The sequence below is a fragment of the Paenibacillus sp. CF384 genome, assembly GCF_900106745.1.
Lineage (GTDB): Bacteria > Bacillota > Bacilli > Paenibacillales > Paenibacillaceae > Paenibacillus_Z.
In genome coordinates, this window is the sequence record NZ_FNNV01000014.1 from 101065 (window position 1) to 121394 (window position 20330).

15 protein-coding genes are annotated in these 20330 nt (G+C 51.0%); 3 read left to right on the forward strand and 12 right to left on the reverse strand.

The window, feature by feature from the left end:
- Positions 1–29 precede the first annotated feature (29 nt).
- The 12 genes from BLW29_RS21345 to BLW29_RS21400 form a co-directional block, all read right to left on the reverse strand.
- Complete coding sequence (locus BLW29_RS21345) at positions 30–1778, reverse strand: extracellular solute-binding protein (RefSeq protein ID WP_090983338.1); 1749 nt, start codon at positions 1776–1778, stop codon at positions 30–32.
- A gap of 79 nt (positions 1779–1857) precedes the next feature.
- The gene (locus BLW29_RS21350) at positions 1858–2745 is read right to left on the reverse strand and encodes a carbohydrate ABC transporter permease (protein ID WP_090983339.1); all 888 of its coding nucleotides are present in this window, start codon (positions 2743–2745) and stop codon (positions 1858–1860) included.
- A 57-nt stretch (positions 2746–2802) separates the two neighbouring features.
- Positions 2803–3756 (reverse strand): ABC transporter permease, encoded by a 954-nt coding sequence (locus tag BLW29_RS21355; protein WP_256208765.1) that lies wholly within the window; start codon positions 3754–3756, stop codon positions 2803–2805.
- 89 nt (positions 3757–3845) lie between these two features.
- The gene (locus BLW29_RS21360) at positions 3846–5861 is read right to left on the reverse strand and encodes a beta-galactosidase (protein WP_090983341.1); all 2016 of its coding nucleotides are present in this window, start codon (positions 5859–5861) and stop codon (positions 3846–3848) included.
- Between the two features lie 183 nt (positions 5862–6044).
- Entirely contained in the window at positions 6045–7532 is a 1488-nt protein-coding gene (locus BLW29_RS21365) for a glycoside hydrolase family 32 protein (RefSeq protein WP_090983343.1), read from the reverse strand.
- A gap of 519 nt (positions 7533–8051) precedes the next feature.
- Positions 8052–9635 (reverse strand): response regulator, encoded by a 1584-nt coding sequence (locus BLW29_RS21370; RefSeq protein ID WP_090983345.1) that lies wholly within the window; start codon positions 9633–9635, stop codon positions 8052–8054.
- 1 nt (position 9636) lies between these two features.
- The gene (locus BLW29_RS21375) at positions 9637–11544 is read right to left on the reverse strand and encodes a cache domain-containing sensor histidine kinase (protein ID WP_090983347.1); all 1908 of its coding nucleotides are present in this window, start codon (positions 11542–11544) and stop codon (positions 9637–9639) included.
- 182 nt (positions 11545–11726) lie between these two features.
- Complete coding sequence (locus BLW29_RS21380) at positions 11727–13442, reverse strand: type 2 periplasmic-binding domain-containing protein (protein WP_090983349.1); 1716 nt, start codon at positions 13440–13442, stop codon at positions 11727–11729.
- 73 nt (positions 13443–13515) lie between these two features.
- Positions 13516–14409 carry a carbohydrate ABC transporter permease gene (locus BLW29_RS21385; RefSeq protein ID WP_090983350.1) on the reverse strand — a complete coding sequence of 298 codons (894 nt, stop codon included), beginning with the start codon at positions 14407–14409 and terminating at the stop codon, positions 13516–13518.
- A gap of 24 nt (positions 14410–14433) precedes the next feature.
- Positions 14434–15405: an ABC transporter permease gene (locus tag BLW29_RS21390; protein WP_090983353.1), complete on the reverse strand. Its 972-nt coding sequence runs from the start codon at positions 15403–15405 to the stop codon at positions 14434–14436.
- A gap of 365 nt (positions 15406–15770) precedes the next feature.
- Positions 15771–16349 carry a GNAT family N-acetyltransferase gene (locus BLW29_RS21395; RefSeq protein WP_371264767.1) on the reverse strand — a complete coding sequence of 193 codons (579 nt, stop codon included), beginning with the start codon at positions 16347–16349 and terminating at the stop codon, positions 15771–15773.
- A 45-nt stretch (positions 16350–16394) separates the two neighbouring features.
- Positions 16395–16757 carry a VOC family protein gene (locus tag BLW29_RS21400; protein ID WP_090983358.1) on the reverse strand — a complete coding sequence of 121 codons (363 nt, stop codon included), beginning with the start codon at positions 16755–16757 and terminating at the stop codon, positions 16395–16397.
- 148 nt (positions 16758–16905) lie between these two features.
- On the opposite strand from BLW29_RS21400, the gene BLW29_RS31500 reads away from it, so the two are divergent.
- The 3 genes from BLW29_RS31500 to BLW29_RS21410 all read left to right on the forward strand — a co-directional run bounded on the left by BLW29_RS31500 (position 16906) and on the right by BLW29_RS21410 (position 20303).
- Positions 16906–17073, forward strand: a complete 168-nt coding sequence (locus BLW29_RS31500; RefSeq protein ID WP_177186742.1) for a hypothetical protein — start codon at positions 16906–16908, stop codon at positions 17071–17073.
- A 208-nt stretch (positions 17074–17281) separates the two neighbouring features.
- A complete protein-coding gene (locus tag BLW29_RS21405) occupies positions 17282–17896 on the forward strand; it encodes a TetR/AcrR family transcriptional regulator (protein WP_090983359.1) in 615 nt (204 codons plus the stop codon).
- A 52-nt stretch (positions 17897–17948) separates the two neighbouring features.
- Entirely contained in the window at positions 17949–20303 is a 2355-nt protein-coding gene (locus BLW29_RS21410; RefSeq protein WP_090983360.1) for an MMPL family transporter, read from the forward strand.
- The last annotated feature ends 27 nt before the right edge of the window (positions 20304–20330 follow it).

The following is a 20330-nucleotide window of genomic DNA, read 5'->3' on the forward strand; positions in this document are numbered from 1 at the left end:
CGAACAAGGAGTAGCTTAACAATACACGATTACTGGCCTAAAATGCTGTTGTACTTGGCATTAAAATCCGCCCATAGCTGCGTATAAGCCGCCTCTACTTTCTCCAGACCATTCTTGTTGATGCCATCCTGCATATCCTTCCAGTTGGAATCGAACGCAGCGTCATCCTTCGACATGATGATCTTCGGCAAGTATTTGCGCCATGTATCATCGATCTTCTGTTCTTCCACCTTCGTTGACTCTGGTGGCGTAAGCTGCCAGATATAACCCGGTACATACTCAACCGGCGGTAAGAAATCAGCCCATACCTGCTTGCCATACTTCGCCAGCACTTCCTTCGTCATGTCATCGTAATTCGCGATAACCATGTCTTTGGTAAGCGGCGTGGAATAGTCGCCATCTGCCAGCTTCGCGCCATTGCCGACTCCGAACCACGAGAAGTTGCCTGTTCCGATGCCGTGGAAGCCTTCCTTGTAATCCGTATCCGGATCAGCAAGACGCTGTGCGATAAGCCCCGGCTTCAGCACGCGGCGGCCGTCTTTCACATCAAAGTGAGTGCCTTCAATTCCCCACTGCGTGAGGATTTGCCCTTCATCGGAGAACAGAAAATCAATCATCTGAATCATGCGCTCCGGGTTCTTCGCATTCTTGCTGATCGTCCACTGATAGCTGCCTGCCTGCGTCGGTGTCAGCGTGTTGGAGTGATCTTCCGTACCTTCCGAGAAATAAATCGGAATATGGGCATAGGCACGTTCGGGATGACCCGAATTACGCAGGGAGGCTTCAGCGTCACCTAAGAACCAGCCCGGTGAATAAGCAGCAAGGACGCGGCCTTGTGCGGCTTTCGTTGCAATGTTGTCGAGCGAGAAGGCCTCTTTGTCGAACAGCCCGTTATTATACAGCTTGTTTAGAAACTTCATATAAGCCTTGGATTCCTCGGAAACCGGGTTGTACGTTACATTGCCGCTTGCATCAATACGGGAGCGGTCATGGTCAGGCAGTCCAAGCGCATTGATGACCGGATTGTTGAACTCAATCTTCATCGTCCAGCTGGCCATGGAAGCGGCGAAGCCGATCGTATCCTTCCCGTCGATTTGCGGGTGTTTATCGGCATACGCTTTGATGACGTCGTAGAGCTGATCGAAGGTTTTGATTTCCGGATATCCGGCTTCCTTCAGCACATCGTATTGCACAATAAAGTTAGCAGTTGAGTTGGCTGCCGCTTCTTCGCTCTTGTTGACGCCGGACAAGGAGTAGATATTGCCGTCTTTGTCTTTGAGCAAATTGAAGTACTTGCCATACTTTTCTTTAATGTTCGGACCGTATTTCTCGATTAGATCGTTAAGCGGGATAATGGCGCCGGCATCTTTGAATTTCTGCGTGTAGTTGGCATCGAGCACGACGACATCCGGATAATCTCCGGCCGCCAGCCATAGATCCCATTTCTGAAACTGATCGCCCACGGAGAGGTCATACTTGAGCGACACGCCTGTTTTGTCTGTAATCGCTTTCGTAATTGGCGTATCCCATTTCAGCTTGTCATCTGCCGTGTTGATCGTAAACTCGATCGGACTTAAATCCGCTGCCGGCTCTGCTGTGGCATTGTCGCCTGTATTAGCTTCGTTTGTTGCTGTATTCGTGCTTTTCGCCGGTTCGTTTGTGTTTGCTGCCCCATCGTTATTGTTATTATTGGAGGAACCGCAGCCTGAGATAAGCACTGCCAGTACAGTAATGATGAGTCCGATTGTAAGTCTGCGTTTTAACCTTGTACCCTTCATCGTTAGACTCCCTTTCAATCCTCGTTTTTGTATATATCAACGGATCGATCGCTCCGTTTGATATTGTGCGAATCCTTCGTTATTCCTTAATTGCAGCCAATGTAACGCCTTTGACAAAATACCTTTGCAGGAATGGATAAACAAGCAGAATCGGCATCGTAACTACAATGGTTAATGCAGCCCGAATCGTATCGGGGTTGGACTGTATGGCTTTGCCGTCCACATGCTCATTCGCATTGGCAACCTGGCTTACGCTTTGCATCAGAATCTTCTGTAATTCAAACTGCAGCAGGCTCAAATCCGGATTGCGGCTGGCATAGAGATTGTTATCGAACCAGGAATTCCAATGGCCAACCGCGATGAATAACGTAATGGTCGAAATAACCGGCAAGCTGATGGGTACCACGATTCGAAAAAGCGTCTGAAAGTCGGTCGCTCCATCGATTTGCGCTGATTCTACCAGTCCTTCCGGAAGCTGATCGAAGTAGCTGCGAATGAGAATGACATTGAACACCCCGATTAAGCCGGGAATGATATAGACGGCAAAATGGTTCATTAACCCCAGGTTCTTGATGAGCAGATACGTCGGAATGAGGCCGCCGTTCACGTAGAGCGTTATCACCAAGATGACGTTAAACGCTTTGCGGAAGATGAAATGTTTGCGGCTTAGCGTATAGGCAATCATGACAGTGCCCGTAACGCCGAGCACGGTGCCAAGCAAGGTACGAATTACGGAACGAACAGCCGCCCATGCAAGCGTGTCATCGCTCAATATCGCTCTGTAATTCATTAGTGTCCATTCTCTGGGCAGGAGCGTTATTCCTCCCTTCAAGGAATCGAGCGGATCGTTAAGCGACACCGCAATGAGGTTCAAGAAGGGGAACAAGGTTGCCATGCCGATGAGAAGCAGCAGCGTAAGGTTAAAGAAGTTGAACGCGAATGCGCCCCACGCCTGATTGCGGTCCATTCTTGACCACCCTCCATTTCTTGTCGGGATTGTAATTGTGTACGTGTGAGCTCGCTGCTAGATTAATCGGCTTTGATTCGTTTTCTTGGCCAAGTAGTTAACGCCCAGCACCATTACTACGCTGACAACCGATTTAAACATGCTGATCGCTACCCCGAACGAGAAGTCTCCAAGCTGTGTCGAGTAGCGCAGCGCATAGAGATCGAGCACCTCGGAATAATCAACGACGATTGGATTGCCCAGCAAATACTGCGACTCGAAGCCGCCCTGTATGATCCAGCCTACATTTAAGATGAGCAGCAGAATCGCGGTCGGCATGATGCCCGGAATGGAGATGTACCACATTTTCTGAAACCGGCTTGCGCCATCGACTTCCGCCGCTTCATATTGCTCGGGATTCAGCCCCACTAATACCGCCAAGAAGATAATCGTGCTCCAGCCTAGCTCCTTCCACAAGCTGACCGTCGTATGGATGAACCAGAACCATTTTTCCTCACCCATGAAGTAGAGCGGTTCCTGGATGATGCCAAGCTTCATTAGAATACGGTTCAGCATCCCATCATCCGGAGAAAGCATCGTGAGCGTAATGTTCGCAATGACGACCCAAGAGACAAAATGAGGAATGTAGGTAATCGTTTGGATCACTCGTTTGAACCAGACGAATCTGACCTCGTTCAGCAGCAGGGCCAGCGCAATAGCGCATACAAACCCGGTGATCAACTGCAGCAGCCCCATGGCCAGCGTGTTGCGCAGCACGTGGTAGAACTGTTCATCTTGGAAGAGCGCGACGAAATTATCGAAGCCGACGAAAGGACTATGTTTAATCCCTTTGCCAAGCGTGTACCGCTGAAACGCCATTACCCATCCCCAGAGCGGAACGTAGGAGAACAAGACAATTAGGAGGACGAACGGAACAGACATGTAGATCAGCTGTCTTTGCATGATGACTTTTCTGCCGAAGCTGCGTTTGTTTGGTGCTGTGTCTTGCCTGGTTGGAGCGATTGATTTCACACTGCCATACTCCTTTCAACCCTATTTCTCATCCTAGTTTTATTATGCGAGGGTCGGGTAACATCAACAACCTGATAAACTGCAGCTTATCACCCTAGTAGCGGGTGATCCTTGCAGAAGAGAAACACGCCATTACCCGGTAATTCGATCGTGCCCGCTCCTATGGTTTGCTCCGTTGTAAGTTCGTACAGCGGCTCTGCGAGCGTGATGGATTGATGATCTGTACCGTGATTGATGGCGAAAATATACGCGTTGCCGGTGTCGCTTACCCTTCGCGTGAGCTCGATGCTGTCCGGAACCTGTATGCACTGGATCGGTGCTACTCCGGCGGCGTCGCATATGCGATCCATAAGTGCATTCATTAAGGCAGGCTGTGGCTCCATGCCCATGTAATAGGCGGCGCCTTGACCATACCAATTGCATGTTGCTGCAGGTGATCCGGCAAAATAGTCTTCGCCGAACCAGGCGATCGGCTCCGCCGTCTCGGGCTCGATGACGTCATACCAGGTCGTGGCGTTGTAGCTGTTGTTGTTGTCGTGCGTTCGGACACTGCGCGTTTGACCTTCACGCAGAATGCCATAGTCGCTAATCGAGATGCCAAGGAGCTCCCGATAGATGCCGGGCAGCGTCTGGTCCGACATCCGGTTGTCCCACAGCCGCGAGCCGGAACGGAAGTCGAGCAGAACGGTACCGCCTTGCGCCGCATAATCATAGATTCGCTGCTTGGCTCCCGGCTTGGACAGCATATAGTGCGGCAGGACGACTAGTCGATATCGGCTGAAATCCGCCTCGTCGGATAAGATATCAACCGGAATATGATGATCGTAGAAATAACGATAATAGCCTTTAAGATGGCGGATATACCGGTGCCCCATTACTTGAGGTTGAATATTCATGACCCATTCGTTATCGTAGGAGCGAATGATCGCGACTTCCGCTCCCGCGCTGCTGCCTTCGATGAGCGGCATGACTCGTTTCAGCTCCTCGCCAACATGTTTGATTTCGTCATACCGCCTGCCCGGAATGCCATCATGCGGCAATATGCCATGCCAGAACTGCTCCGCCCCGAATAAGCAGGTCCGCCAGCGGAAATAAACAATCGCATCGGCGCCGTGAGCAACCGAATGATAGGTCCATCTGCGAAGCTCCCCCGGACGCGGAGTTGGGAACATAATGTTACCGCCCGGCGCGCCGCTTTGATGCTCCAGCACCCAGAAGGGAGCTCGCTTCACGCCGCGGGCCATGTCGAGCTGAATGGCGCTTTCGCGGGGATCCGGCTGATCGGTAAAACAAAGATTGGGATAGATGTCCCAGGAAGCGAAGTCCAGATCTTTAGACAGCTCGAAGCTGTCGATCTCATTCATCTCCGACCACATGTTATGAGTGACGGGCTGACTCGGGGCAAGCTGCTTCAACAGGTCAATTTGCCGCTTCTGATACGCGATGACGGAATCGGAAGCAAACCGGCGATAATCGAGCTCTAGCCCCGGGTTATGCAGATGGAAGACGGTATACGCAGGAAGCACGATTTGCTCCCACTCGTTGTAGGTTTGACTCCAGAATACCGTTCCCCAGCTTTCGTTAAGCTGATCGATAGTTGTATAGGTGTGGCGAAGCCAAGTCTGAAAGGCTGCTCGGCAATACTCACAATAGCAGTACACCGTATCGTTGCAGCCGAATTCATTGTCGGTCTGCCACGCAATGACATTCGGATGCTCGCCGTAATGCTGCGCGACTGCCGTTACAATGCGATCCGAGGCTGCCATGTAATTCGGATTGTTGTAGCAGTAATGCCTCCGATTGCCGAAACCCCTTGGTATGCCTTTGTTGTCCCGCATAAAGATATCGGGATGTTTATCCATGAGCCACTTAGGCGGCGCAGCGGTTGGCGTCCCTAAGATGACGTCGATTCCTTGTGCTGCTAGTAGGTGAATGATGCGATCCATCCATGAGAAATTGTAGCTGCCTTCATAGCGCTCCAGCTTCGACCAAGCAAATTCGCCGATACGCAGCACGTTCAGCCCGGCTTCCTTCATGAGCTTCACGTCCAGCTCCCACCGTTCCTCCGGCCAATGCTCCGGATAATAACAAGCGCCGAATTTCATCTGCTTCCCTCCCCCTCGGTTGTCTACCTCATTATGGAGGATGGCGGGCAGCGTCCCAACCTTATAAACGCCACCTTTTGACCATAGAAAATAGACCAATCCGGGTTGGATTGGTCTATTTTCTGATATCACCTAGAAAAAAGAAAAAGCCTGCTGCCTGGCAGACTCTTTCGCCTTGTATAATTATTGAATCGCATTCAGCTCATAGCTTACAAACGAGCGAAGAATCGCATTTCCTCCACGACTGAACAGAGAAGCCCCCAAACTATCCGGCTGCGGATAGATTCGGTTCGTCATCGTTTTCTCGCCGTCATTCGCGAACAGCTCCAGCGATGAACGGTCGAGGAACAGATGGAGCTTCAGCAATCCGCCGTCCTGCGGCGTAAGCTGAACTTCACTGATTCCGCCGTCGCCAAGGCCGGCAAGATCGCGGTTCACGTAGAGCGTCCGATCCGCTGCGCGGTAACCGACCTCGGTGTATTCGCTGCCGTCCGCGGAACAGCGCAGCTTGAGGCCAAACTCGGTCGCCGCGTCAGCGTCGAACAATGCTATGATTTCCACCGCATCCGACGTGATGCCTCGCAGCGCTAGTTCCGTGCCCGCTTCAATTACCTGCGATTCCACCTCATACCGCTCTCCTCGAAGTGTCTCCAGCTCCGGCACAGGAAGCATACGAACGCTGCCGTCCGGCTGCAGAATGAGCTCGCGCGGAATCGTCATCGCGCCCATCCATCCGTCTTGCTGCTCGGGCATCGTCGCCCCCCAAATATTCATCCATCCGAATAGAATGCGTCTTCCTTGATCGTCCTCCAACGTCTGCGGCGCGTAGAAATCGAAGCCGTAGTCGAGTCTTTCGGCAAGAGTAGTCGTGAGTTTGCCAGCTTCGTAGTCGAACGTGCCGGACACATACATCGTCTTCGTTGCTCCCATGTTCATTGGAGAGACAATCAGCACATGATTCTCTCCACCGCCAAGCGGGAACAAATCCGGGCATTCCCACATATCGCCCTGCGAGCCATCGCTGTCAGCAGCGATACTCACATAGCGCCACTCATGCAAATCCGAAGAAGCATATAGCCGCACATTGCCTCGGCCTTCTTGACCGCTTCCAATGACCATGTACCATGTATCTTCATGCTTCCAGACCTTCGGATCGCGGAAGCCGAATAATCCCTCTTCCGGCGGCCCCGGGATAACCGGATTCGCTTCGCTTTTCGCGAAAGTGATGCCGTCATCCGTGCTGACAGCCAAACACTGTACCTCCACCGGCGAATTGCCGGAAACATGCCCGGTGTACAACAAAGCAAGCGAATCGCCATTTACGACAGCGCTTCCAGAAAAACAGCCATAACCGCCGGAGCTTCCTTGATCATAGGGTTCAGAAGGTGCCAGCGCGACCGGAAGATGGGTCCAATTGACGAGGTCTTCGCTCTTGGCATGCCCCCAGTGCATCGGTCCCCAGCTCGGCTTATACGGATAATATTGATAGAAGGCATGATAGCTGCCCTTGAAGTATACAAGTCCATTCGGATCGTTCATCCAGCCGGTTCTCGGCATCAAATGATAGCGAAGCCGGAAGCGTTCCTCCTTAATCCTCGAGCTTCCTTCTTCCGTTGCTTGATTGGCTCTGGCAATTTGCTCTTCATGCTTCTTAGCTTGATTCGTTTCCATGACAGCCTCCTGCTCGAATTGAACTCCTTGCACGAATAAAGTAACCACTTTAAAACGGATTATAGCATACTATTAATCTAATATTTCCTTTTTTCGCAGGTAATATGGAGTGGAATTGCATGTATCCCTGGAGCCATACATTAGAGGCTGATATGGCATTTCCTCAGGCGCATCATTTACGAAAATATTGCATTTTCTGCAACAAAACTGGCGTTTTACGGCTGGTTAGTTGGATTTGTTGCGCATTATGCAACATTCGGGTTCGTTATGGCCTTTTTGGGCTCGTATGCTAAGGAAATGCTGCCTTTTGTGCAACATTTCCGCTATTTCGCGATTGAAATGGTAGATATATTGCATAGTGTGCAACATTTGGGCTCGATGTGGTATTGAAGGGATGGCCAGCATCATGTAGGTGCGTGGCGGCCATCACAGCTTTGGCGCATGCTACCATTGCCATGCAGCTCCGGCAACCCGCCTTGCCGCAATAAAAGGGCAGCCCACTATAGGCTGCCCTCCCTCTCACACGCGATGCTGCACCGCATGCTTCGTCCGATATTCCATCGCCGAGATGCCTTCCATCTCGCGGAAGACGCGATTGAACTGCTTCGAGTTCTCGAAGCCGACCTGCTCGCTGATTTCGTAGATCTTATGCTCCGTTTCCTCCAGCAGCGACTTTGCTTTCTGAATGCGTACCCGCTTCAAGTAGACGACGAAGCTCTCGCCGGTAAACTCCTTGAATGCCTGGCTGAAATACGAATAGTTCAGCGAGACATGGTTCGATACCGTCGCCATATTTAGGTCCCGGTGATAATTATCGTGAATGTAGCTGACCGCCTTCTTCATCTCCTTATGCTCGACATGCACAAGGCGCAGTCCTTTCACATAATCATTTAACCGAAGCAGCAAATCCTCCACGCTGTGAAAATAATCATGAATCGTCTCGAAGTTATACATGCAGCCGACCTTCTTATAGATCCGCAGAATTTCCACCGATTCCTCGCCGTACTGATTGAATACGCGGTCAAACACAAGCTCGTTCAGCTGCTTGCTGATTTCCTCGATCGACGCGATATCGAAGCCGGCCAGCTTCTTCGGATCCAGAAGCTCCGTAAGGATCTGCTTCATTTCCTTATCCCGCTCCGTGCCGAGCATATTCGCCAGACGCCGGATGTCTTCCAGCGGCAGATGGCTCTCCTGATGGCGCGCTCTCTTCCGGTCGTAATGCAGCAGCACCGGCTCAGCAGTTACCGCCTGCAAGAAGCCATATCGCAGCGCTTCGAGCGCTTCCTCGTACGCTTGTTTGACTCCGCCTGCGCCACTCAGTCGCTCGCTTACCCCGATTTTCCCGGATACATGATGCTCCTTCATGAATGCGAGCAATCCACTAGGTCCCTCGTCCTCCTCGCAAATGACGACTAACTGCTCGTCTCTATCTTTCAAATAGAACCTAATTCCGCATGGCCGAGCCGCCAGCATCGCCTCAAGCTGACCTACTTTCCCGGAGGAGAAGCCGCCGCGAAGCTTCAGCAGTGCGATTACATAACCACGCTGAACCGCCTCCGACGAATCCCGGGCTTCAACCAGCGCATCCCAGCCAGCTTTGGCACAACGCTCAGCAATTTCAATCTCCGTCATAGCCGGATGCAGGAAAATATAATTCAACTGGCTCGCCAGCAGCTCATCTCGATAGTGATGCACTTCACCCAGCCGCTCGGACAGCGCAGCTTGCCGCTCCAATTCCCGCTCCACCCGCTCAAGCGCTGCGAACAGCTCATCCCGCACAATCGGCTTGAGCAGATACTCCCGTACATCGTAGAGCATCGCTTCTTTCGCATATTGAAAATCATCATGCCCGCTGAGGATCATGACGACCGGCTTCTGCTCAAGCAGCGCCAGTTGGCGAATCAGCGCCAAACCATCCATCCCCGGCATTCGAATGTCCGTGATCACGATCTCCACTTGACCGCCTTGAATGAGCCCGAGTGCTTCTTCCCCATCTGCCGCGAATAACATCTCATACCGTCCGGGATAACCTCGTTCAATGATCGCCTTCAGCCCGAGCCTGATATTACGTTCATCGTCCACAATCAGCAGTGTACGCATGTCAGGTCACCCCTCCGCTTAATATGAAATAAGGAACGCGCATAATGACGCGCGTGTAAGCACCTTCCCTGCTCTCGACGAACAAGCCGTACTCTGTACCATAGAACAATTGGATACGCTGATGCACATTGCGCAAACCGATCCCGCTGCCTTCCGTTTGCTTCTCCTGCTGCGCATATATATCCCGTTTGTCGGTGAGGCCGCCCGCCTCTTCCTGACTGATTTTCCGGTTCAGTTCCTCTGCCATCTCCGCAGTCATGCCAATCCCGTTATCCTCAATTGCGATGACGATGCTGGAATTGACGACTTCAGCTTTAATCGAGATGACAACATTGCGCGCCTCCGAAGGCTTAAATTTCATGCCGTGCTTAACGGAATTCTCCACGATCGGCTGCAGTGACATCTTGAGCAGCTCCTGATCCAAATAATCCGGCGGAATGTTGATCTGCAAGCTGACCTTATGATCAAACCGAACGTTCATAATGGCGATATAGTTCGTAATATGTCCAAGCTCATCCTTCAGCCGCACGTATTCACTCGTCCACTTTAAGTTGTAGCGCATCATGCCGCCAAGCGAAGTCAGCGCATCCGAGATGACAGGCTGGTTCTCGATTTCTGCCAGCATCTTAATGTTCTCCAGTGTGTTATAGAGGAAATGAGCATCGATCTGATTCTTGAGCGTCCGCAGCTCGGCTTCCTTGGATGCAGCCTGTTTCGTGACGGCCTCGGCGATGAGCGAATTGATTTTCTTTAACATTTTGCGAAAATGATGCGCAAGCTCTCCGACCTCGCCTCCGCCGCGGATCGTGAAATCAAAGTTGAAATCGCCTTGGCGCACCCGCTTCATGAAATGAGCGAGCGTATGCAATTTCTTCAATATAAGCGCATTCAGGAAATAAGTCGAAACAGACAGAATCGCCAGCAAAATCACGTTGACCATAATGAGTTTATTGCGCGTTTTATTGATATCAGCGAATACATTCTTCAGCGATACGACGTTAACAACATAAGCGTCCAGCTTCTCGATGTACATGTAGTTGCCTAGAAACGGCGTTTTGTCGTGGTTAAACAGGAAGTGTCCGGTTCCTTGCGTGACATGCTGAATCAGCGCGCTGCGGATGTCCGTCTCTTCAAGACCTGTTGTAGCCAGAAAAGGACTGGCGTCATTACGGAACATTTTGCCTTCGCCATCAATAACGAACATCTCCGACTGGCTTGTATCCGTACCATGAAACACGCCTTGAAAGAAATTCGTCAGCAGCATATCGACCTGCATAATGCCGACATGGCGCCCCGCCGGATATTCAATCTCGCGCAGCAGCGAGAGCTTCGGTCTGTATTCCTTCGCATCGGGGACAAGCGAGCGTATCGGCTCTCGGTCCATCCGGTCAAAATACCATAACTCCTGTCCGTCTAAGCTGTTCACCTTCTCATACCAAGGGTCCCCTTGAATACGCCGCTCCAGCATAATGACAGGCCACAGCTCGTTAATTCGTTTATTATTCGAGAACAGCCGGATATGCTCGATATTCGGATTGTTGAACTGAAGGCGCAATATATTCGAGACCACTGTCGTGTCGAACTCAATCAGCTCCGTGGCGTTGGGTTCACTGGTCCGCTCCAGATAATAAAGTACCTCTTTGTCCGAGATCGACAGCTGCGCGGCCCGCTCCATCGTTTCGATATTATTGTTCATATTGACCCGCTCGATCTCCAGCGTGTTCTCGTATTTCTTCACAATGTCTTTCATATAATTGTCGTTCAGCTCTTGGAAAATATACAGCGAAATCAGGAGACTCGGCAGCAGCAGGATGAGGATGTACGAAATAAACAGTCGCTTCTGCAAGGACAGCTGTTCCAGCTTATAAATGATCGTTTCACGGCTGATTATGCGCGGTCTCTTAAGCAAATGAAATCACGTCCATAGAGTGGGATGAATGCCTAGTCTCCAGTATAACGCAGAAAACGAGCATGAACAGCCGGGCGGAAGCCCGCAGCCAAGCAGGGCGGCAGACTTCACCACTCTTCTTGGCCGAGGCTTGCACCGCCGGCTGTTCGATTACCCGATTGTTGCGACTAGTTTGTCGTCTTCTATTTCAGAAATTCCTTCAGCTTTGCTACGTTCTCTTCGTATTTCTTCTGTTGGAACGCCTGCACCTTATCGAAGCCTGCATCCTTACGTTTCTCTACGAACTCCGCGAACGTTTTGTCGAAGTCTTCATCGGACTTGCTAAGGAGCAGCTTCGGAAGCGTTTTGCCCCATGTTTGTGCGATCTTCGTGTTCGCAATTCCTTCCTCGGAGTTGCCCGTCGGATTGATTTGGTCGTATTGCGAGAAGCTTTGCGTTTTGCCTTTGGTCCAATCTTCCATTTGCTTGGACGGCTCCACGCTCGGCGGCGCCCATTTCAAGTTCATATTGGTATCCATCAGCATCCAGAAGGTGTACGACGCGCCATACTTCTTATCGAAGGAAGAGCGGTCTTTGTTCAGCAGATCAAGGACTTCAGGCTTGAACACGTCTTTGCCGTCAGCGGTGTCATACGTAACGCCCGGCTCGCCCATGAACAAGTCTTTGTTGCCTTCTTCACTTACAAGGTAGCTAAGGAAACGGATTGCTCTTGCCTTGTCTTTCACGTTCTTGGAAATGAGCGTTACTGTCCAGCCGGAGATGCCAGGGCCGGCAAGCGTCGGTTGGTCGCCTGCATCATTGCCAGGACCGTCGATTGCAATGTAGACCGAATTCGGATCTTTGGCAAACAAAGCATTCTGTTGTGCGGCAAAATCACTGCGTTGGTACAGCATCGCGAAGTAACGGCCTTGCGCGATTTTCTCTTCCATCTGCGGACGTTTGTCGATGAAGATGTCTTTCGCCAGCAGGTCCATTTCATTGGCTTTGCGGAAGGTTTTGAGCCAGCTTACGTACTCCGGATCAGTCACACGGTCATACAGCTTGCCGTCTTTCTCATAAGGAACAGCAAGGAAATTCTGCAGGTAGCCTTCCAGCGAGCTGTTGCCGGTCTCGCCAAACTCATGCAAGCCAAGCGGGATAAGCGGCTGTCCGTTTACTTCAGGGAATTTCTCCTTCGCTGCTTTGAGCGCGTTCAGGAAGCCTTCCTTGGTGCGCATGTCCGGTTTGCCAAGCGCTTCATACATATCTTTGCGAACGACGAACGTTTGGTTCGACGTGTAATCGCGTGCATATTTCTCGAAATCCTTCGGCGAGGACGATGCGTTCGGATACCCGTACACATTGCCGTCTTCTTGGGTGTACCAGGATGTCTTCGCAGGGTCGGCAACCTTGAAGAAGTACGGGTCGTACTGATCGGCCAGCTTGTTCAGCGGTTCAACCAAACCGCCTTCGATCATCTTCTTCACGCCGTCCTCATACCAGCCAAGCGTGATGAAATCCGGAAGCGAGCCCGAAGCGATCATCGTATTGAGCTTCTCGTTCTCGTTGCCTGCCGGTACGATGAAGTTGACGTTCACACCGGTTTTCTTCGTGATGTATTGGGAAGTTGCGTCTACGCCCCACTTATTCGGGAACCAAGAGAAGTTCAGATACCAGTCGAACGTGATTGGTGACGTGTCGGCTTTCCAGCCTGGCTCGTCAGCGGATACGGCAGGTTTGTTCTCTGCTGTCGTGTTCTCCGCCGCGGTGTTGTCCGCAGTATTTGTGGCTTTGTTGTTGCCGGCTGCCGCTTCGTTCTTCTTATTGTTGTTGTTGCCGCCGGAGCAAGCCGCCAGCGTGAAGACAAGCGCAAACACTGTCGTTAAAGCAATTAAGCGCTGAACCTTACCTTTTCCCATGTGTTCTACCCCTTTGCTTCGCTTATTATAATGTCTTTGCCGACTTGGAATCCAGCCTGCTTGGACGAATAACCTAACCTTTGATCGAGCCGATCATCATGCCTTTGACAAAATATTTCTGCAGGAACGGATACACCAGCACGATTGGCAGCGTTGTAACCACCATCGTGGCGAGCTTGATCGACTGCGAGGTAACGCTCTTCGTAATACCGCCCGGCATCGCCGCCATCATAATGTTGGAGCTCGACTGTGCGATAACCCGGTACAGGTACGTCTGAATCGGCTGCAAATCCATATTGTTGATGTAGATCATCCCCGTAAAATAATCGTTCCATTGATACACCCCGTGGAACAAGGCGATCGTGGCGATAACCGGCATCGATACCGGAAGGACGACGCGTACGAAGATGGAGAAGTCATTGGCTCCGTCGATCCTCGCGGCTTCTTCAAGCCCTGCGGGAATTTCTCGGAAGAAAGCCAAGAAGATAATGAGATCAAAGAAGTTGAACATGGCCGGAATGATATAAACCAAGAAATTATCGAGCATATGTAAGTCGCGAATCAGCAGATAGAACGGGATCAGACCGCCACTGAAAAACATCGTGATCGTGCCCAGCAGCATGTAGATTTTGCGTCCGACCAACTCTCGTCTGGAGAAGGCGTAGGCAACCATTGCGGTGAAGAACACATGTGCCGGAACACCGATAACGGTCTTCGCAACGGTTACGCCCATGGCCAGCATAATGCCGGGGTTGTTGAACACGGCTTGGAAGTTATCGAGACTAACCAGACGAGGCCACCAGTAGATGCCGCCGCGCATCGCGTCCTGCCCTTCATTGAAGGCATTGACGAGCACGTACCAGATCGGATAGATCGTCACGAAGCAGATAAGCAGCATGCCGATCGTATTGACGGCATCGAATAGTGCCTCGCCGGCGGTTTTTCTTCGAAGTAGGGATGTAAACATCAGTCGGCGCAACCACCTTATCTATTAGAATAATGACGTATCGTTCAGCTTCTTCGACACTTGGTTTGCCATGATCAGCAGAATCAGCGCGATAATCGATTTAAACAATCCGACTGCGGCCGAGTAAGAATAACGTCCGCTTAAGAGACCGGTTTGATAGACGTAGACGTCTATGACGTTGCTCGCGCTCTCATTGAGCGAATTGCGCAGTACGAGAATTTGATCGAAATTCGAATTCAGAATGCCGCTGACCGCAAGGATGAACAAGATCGCGATCGTACCTTGGATGCTTGGAAGCGTTACAAACCACATTTTCTGAAAACGTCCTGCTCCGTCGATCGTAGCGGCTTCATACATTTCCGGCGAAACGCCTGCGATTGCCGCCAAGTAGATGATGGCCGACCAACCGAGTTCCTTCCAAATATCGGATGAGATGACGATCGACCAGAAGTAGCTCGGCTCCGCCAAATAACTAATCGGTTCATCGATGAAGCCAAGTGCGATAAGGATGTTGTTGATGATACCGACATCGGCGAGCCATGTTGTCAGAATCCCTCCGAGAATGACCCACGAGAGAAAGTGAGGAAGGTAGGAGATCGTCTGGACGAACTTCTTCAGCTTCAGCGAGCGCAGCTCGTTGAGGAAGAGGGCGAAGATGATCGGCAGCGGGAACCCGATGATGAGCTTGATCATGCTCATGCCAACCGTATTCCAGATGACGCCGGGCAGCTCATCATCTTCGAGAAACTCGCGGAAATGCTGGAAACCGACCCAAGGTGCATCGTGTACGGAATGGATGATGTCAAATTCCTTAAAGGCGATTATGACGCTGTACATGGGAATGTAGTTGAAAATAATCATCCAGGCTACGCCCAGCAGGGCCATCACCTGCAAATACTTCTGGCCGATCATCTTGCGGATCACTTTCTTGGCCTTGTCCTTCCGGCTTGCCGGCAGCTGCCTCGTAGACAGCTCATAGCTCAGATTGGCGCTCATGCTGGCAGACCTCCAGGGATTGATGTGTTCATTGTTCTACGTTAGACGTTCGATGTAAGTGCTTTCATTCTTCTGGACTTATTGTAAGCCGCCGGACACCGGCAATATAAGGCCTCAAATTTTACCTTCGGTCGCAAAATTTCAGGTAACCTCCATGTGTGTTCCTCTCGGAGCTACTTTTCCACCAATTCCGCGCCTCCCCCACCACATCCGCATGTTGATGCGCTCCAATACAACAAAAAAACAGCCCAGGTGCATGATAAGATCATGCTCACCGGACTGTTTTATGGGATGATGGATCATTTTGCACTAATTGATTGTTGTGCTGATTGTCGTACTGGTTGTTACTCTGATTGTTCAGCTGGTTATTGCGGATTCAGCAAGCTCTGAAGCCGCTCCTTGATGGCCGGCCACTCCCGATCCAGAATGCTGTAATAGACGGAGTCTCTTACATAGCCGTTCGGATAGATCATGTGGTTGCGGAGCACGCCTTCCTTCACGGCGCCGAGGCGTTCAATTGCTTGCTGGGAGCGCGTATTCCGAGAATCCGTCTTGAGCTGGACGCGGATCGTACCCAGCGTCTCGAAGCAATGCCTCAGCAGTAAATACTTACATTCCGTGTTGATTGCTGTGCGCCATACCGAAGGGGTCAGCCATGTCGAGCCGATTTCCAGCCCTCTATTCGCAATAGAGATATCGAAAAGTTTCGTGCTGCCCACGATTCGCCCCGTTGTCCGATCCACAATAACAAACGGCAGCGCCGCAGACTGCGACAGTGCCTTATTGACATCGGCCTTGGCATCGTCCAGTGTAGCTATGGCTCCTGCTGTAAGCGTCCATATCTCAGGATATCGGCCTGCTTCATAGATGCCCTCGACATGTCCGACTGTCATCGGAATCAGCTCTACTTTGCTGCCGGTAAGTGTGATTGGTTGTATGTCCATGATGATGTTCCTCCCGTGTTGCTATTGAGTTGCGATGGTTGGCTGCTAATCGGCTTGCGCGAGATGCCAGCATACGCCTGCCGGATCAATGAGATGGAGTTCGCGGCGGCCCCATGGGAATAGCTTGGGTTCGTTTGCGCGGATCGTCGGGAATTGTCCACTCTCTATAATAGATTGGATATGTGTCCACCAAGCATCCAGATCGTCTACAGTCAGGTCCATCATGAAATTGTCCTGGAACGATTGGTTGCTGTAATTCTGAAGAATAAACTCCTGTTCGGATAGTCGGAAGATGCTGATGTCCTGTACGGAAAGGATACATTCGAAGCCAAGCTCCTTGAAGAATCGCTGTGCCAGCTCATAGTCCGCACCGGATGGAACAAATGGTCTTAATTTCGTCGCTTTCATGTCGTCGCAGCCTCCTGTCATTTGGGCTAATTAGCCATACAACCCTATTCGTGATAGCCGCGCAATCTCCTTCTACGGCTAGCATTTCGGCATCTTGTACGCTATACTTGGGCAAAAGAAATGTACTGATGATGGATGGGGTGCACCTATGAAAATGAGTCCGCGATTACTGCAGGTTGTGAGCATTTTCTTTATCGGTTACGGCATTATTGATATTTTGTTCGTCAATTGGGTGCTTGGCGTAGCGTTACTGCTTATTGGTATCTACATGAACTATAAGGCCATCAAGAATCGCCGTGAGCTGAAGAAGCAGTAACTTTATAGAAAAGCTTAGGCTGAGAGTGCGATTATCGCGCTTTCAGCTTTTTTTTGTTTGTACTAGTCATGGGACGAGAACATATTCCAACAACTTGCCACAATTCCGTAATAGCTTCCCATTGTGCATCATTTCCCATTGGGCAATAATATAGGTAGGTTAGTCACCATACAATCTCCATAGAAGAGGTGTGCGCTTAAGCGATCAAATGAACAAACAAAGTTTGCGTGATATTAAACGAGAGGCAACCGGTATTGCCTTGGCCGAAGCAGCGTTCAAGCTTGCCCTTGAACGAGGCATGGATGGTTTCGTCGTCGACGACATCGTTCAAATAGCCAATTATTCCAGAAGAACGTTTGCCAACCACTTCTCCTGCAAAGAAGAAGCCGTAGCTAGTGCCGCAATAACCTTTCAAAGCTCAGAAGAAGCCGATCAATTGATAGCAGGTATGCCCGATGACAGCTCCCCACTAGACCTGCTGTACCGTCTATTGCAGATGCAACTTACTGCAGAACTTCTGTGGAAATTGCGGGAGCTCATCACGCTATCGAAGCAATCCCCCTCGCTTGAACCGTATATCCTTAATGCTCTCCGCCATTTGCAAAAATCATCGCAAGAGATATTAAGTGATTTTGCCAATGGACGATACCCGGAAGGATATACTCATCTGCTTGCCGGTGCTGTCTATGGGGCATTTATGCCTCTGCTCGATGGAAGCTTGAACGTGCTGCTGCCTGGCCAAACTTCCGAGGAAGTCCCTGGAGCTACCACATTCGATCAATACTTAAACAATATGTTCGGTTACTTACGACAAGGTTTCTAGTGACTTTACTTTTTACCACTTTATCTACTTATAAAGGAGATATAACCTCATTATGTCTACATTTCTTTACAAATTGGGCAAATCCGCTTATGACAGACCTTGGTATTTCATCATCAGTTGGATTGCGATTCTCGGTATTGTACTTGCCTTGCTCGGCGTAAACGGCGTGCATATCAGCTCTGATATGAAAATCGAAGGCACAGAGTCGCAAAAGGTACTCGATCAATTGACGGCGGAACTTCCTGAGGCTTCAGGCGGTCAAGCCAGTGTCGTATTCACGGCACCTAAGGGCGAACGACTGGACACGGCGAACCGTTTGAGCCTAATCACCAAAGCCGTTAACGATGTGTATAACCTGGATTATGTCATTAACCCTGCTGAATTGGCTGCAGAAGCCGGTGCATCGGCGCCGGGCAATGATCAAGCAAATGCATCAGCCGGTCAAACTAGCCAAGAGAATAACACTACGCAGTCTGCGCCGGTCGAAATGCCTCCTTTTGGCCCTCTATTGAACGAAGGCATACCGGTTCCCGGTGTGATGCTGTCATCGGACGGCAGCGTTGCCTTGTTCCAATTCCAATTCACCGTCCAGCAGATGTCGCTTCCCGAATCGGTACCTGATTCCGTGATCCAGGCTATCACGGCCGCAGAAGAGAATGGTTCCGGCATAACTGCGTTACCTAGCGATTCGCTGGAAACGAAGCCTGCACTCGGTTCAACGGAAGCGGTCGGTCTTGTCGTCGCCGCCATTGTCCTGTTCATGACGCTAGGCTCGGTTGTTGCAGCAGGCTTGCCGCTACTAACGGCCATTCTCGGAGTTGGGATTAGCGTCGGCGGCGCTTATGCCTTCTCGAAATTCATCCATATGACCGATATCACCCCTGCCCTGGCGCTCATGGTCGGACTTGCCGTCGGTATCGATTACTCCTTGTTCATCGTGAACCGCCAGCGCCGTATGATGCTCGATCAGGGGCTAAGCGCTCGCGAAGCTGTGAGCCGAGCGGTCGGCACTGCAGGAAGCGCCGTACTATTCGCAGGTTTAACGGTCATTATTGCGCTATGCGGGATGCTCGTCATCGGTATAGCCTTCTTGTCCGCCATGGCACTTGTCGCAGCAGCGGCGGTAGTCGTGAACGTACTTATTGCGCTGACCCTGCTCCCGGCGCTGCTCGGATTGGTCAGAGAACGGATTTGCTCTCCGAAAGCACGTAAGAAACAAATGGCTCAAGCTAATACAAGCCAACATGGATTCTCGTATCACTGGGTTAAGGGCGTTGTAAAGTTTCGGTGGCTCATCGTGATCGGTGTCATTGCAGTCCTTGGTACAGCAGCCATCCCGGTTGCAAAGATGGAAATGGGCATCCCTTCCGGCGCCTCGGCAAACCTAGACACCGCTTCGCGCCAAAGCTACGACGCAATTACAAGCGGCTTCGGGGAAGGATTTAACGGACCGCTGCTTCTTGTCGCTGAACCACAAGACGCCGCTGGCAAAGTCACGCCTGAAACGTTGAATGGTCTTGTTCAGGAGCTTCAGAAGCATGAGAATGTTATGCTAGTGACCCCTATGGGTATCAATAAATCCGGCGATATGGCGATTATTAGCCTCATCCCGAAAACAGGTCCTACTGAGGCTGCTACCAAAAACCTAGTGCAAGATTTGCGTGCACCTGATTCGAAGATTGCGCAATCTTTCGGTGTTACAATGGGCGTTACCGGCTTCACCGCCATTAACATCGATATGTCGTCTAAGCTCTCAGAGGTTTTTCCGCTTTACGTCGGTATCATCGTCATTCTTTCGTTGATTATCCTACTGCTCGTTTTCCGATCGGTGATCGTTCCGATCAAAGCGACCGTCGGCTTCCTTCTCAGTGTGCTTGCCACATTCGGAATCACCACGGCCGTATACCAATGGGGATGGCTGCATTCCCTACTAGGCTTTGACACCGGCGGACCGCTGCTAAGCTTTATGCCGATTATGGTTACCGGTATCTTATACGGGCTGGCGATGGATTATCAGGTCTTTCTTGTCACTTCCATGCGTGAGTCTTACGTCCATGGGCACCATGGCGCCCAGAGCGTCATTCATGGATACAATCAGGCAAGCCGCGTGGTTGTGGCCGCAGCCGTAATCATGGTATCCGTCTTCGCAGGGTTTATTTTCGCTCCGGATATTATGATCAAACAGATCGGTTTCGCATTGGCCATCGGTATTCTCATCGATGCTTTTATCGTCCGCATGGCCCTTGTTCCCGCTGTCATGGCCCTCTTCGGAGATGCCGCATGGCGCCTGCCGAAATGGTTAGACCGTTCGATTCCGAACTTGGATGTCGAGGGAGATAAGTTAATCGCAGAGTTGAAAGCACAGGAAAACGTCGGTAAGCTCAAACCAGTTCGAGCTGTGAAATAATCTCCTTCATTAATGACGGCCTTGGTC

Excerpts from the sequence above, each read along its gene's own strand:
- BLW29_RS21380 (WP_090983349.1), bottom strand. The coding sequence starts at position 13,442 with ATGGGAAAAGGTAAGGTTCAGCGCTTAATTGCTTTAACGACAGTGTTT.
- BLW29_RS21360 (WP_090983341.1), bottom strand. The coding sequence starts at position 5,861 with ATGAAATTCGGCGCTTGTTATTATCCGGAGCATTGGCCGGAGGAACGG.
- BLW29_RS21385 (WP_090983350.1), bottom strand. The coding sequence starts at position 14,409 with ATGTTTACATCCCTACTTCGAAGAAAAACCGCCGGCGAGGCACTATTC.
- BLW29_RS21405 (WP_090983359.1), top strand. The coding sequence starts at position 17,282 with ATGAACAAACAAAGTTTGCGTGATATTAAACGAGAGGCAACCGGTATT.
- BLW29_RS21395 (WP_371264767.1), bottom strand. The coding sequence starts at position 16,349 with ATGGACATACAACCAATCACACTTACCGGCAGCAAAGTAGAGCTGATT.
- BLW29_RS21365 (WP_090983343.1), bottom strand. The coding sequence starts at position 7,532 with ATGGAAACGAATCAAGCTAAGAAGCATGAAGAGCAAATTGCCAGAGCC.
- BLW29_RS21350 (WP_090983339.1), bottom strand. The coding sequence starts at position 2,745 with ATGGACCGCAATCAGGCGTGGGGCGCATTCGCGTTCAACTTCTTTAAC.
- BLW29_RS31500 (WP_177186742.1), top strand. The coding sequence starts at position 16,906 with ATGAAAATGAGTCCGCGATTACTGCAGGTTGTGAGCATTTTCTTTATC.
- BLW29_RS21390 (WP_090983353.1), bottom strand. The coding sequence starts at position 15,405 with ATGAGCGCCAATCTGAGCTATGAGCTGTCTACGAGGCAGCTGCCGGCA.
- BLW29_RS21345 (WP_090983338.1), bottom strand. The coding sequence starts at position 1,778 with ATGAAGGGTACAAGGTTAAAACGCAGACTTACAATCGGACTCATCATT.
- BLW29_RS21410 (WP_090983360.1), top strand. The coding sequence starts at position 17,949 with ATGTCTACATTTCTTTACAAATTGGGCAAATCCGCTTATGACAGACCT.
- BLW29_RS21370 (WP_090983345.1), bottom strand. The coding sequence starts at position 9,635 with ATGCGTACACTGCTGATTGTGGACGATGAACGTAATATCAGGCTCGGG.
- BLW29_RS21400 (WP_090983358.1), bottom strand. The coding sequence starts at position 16,757 with ATGAAAGCGACGAAATTAAGACCATTTGTTCCATCCGGTGCGGACTAT.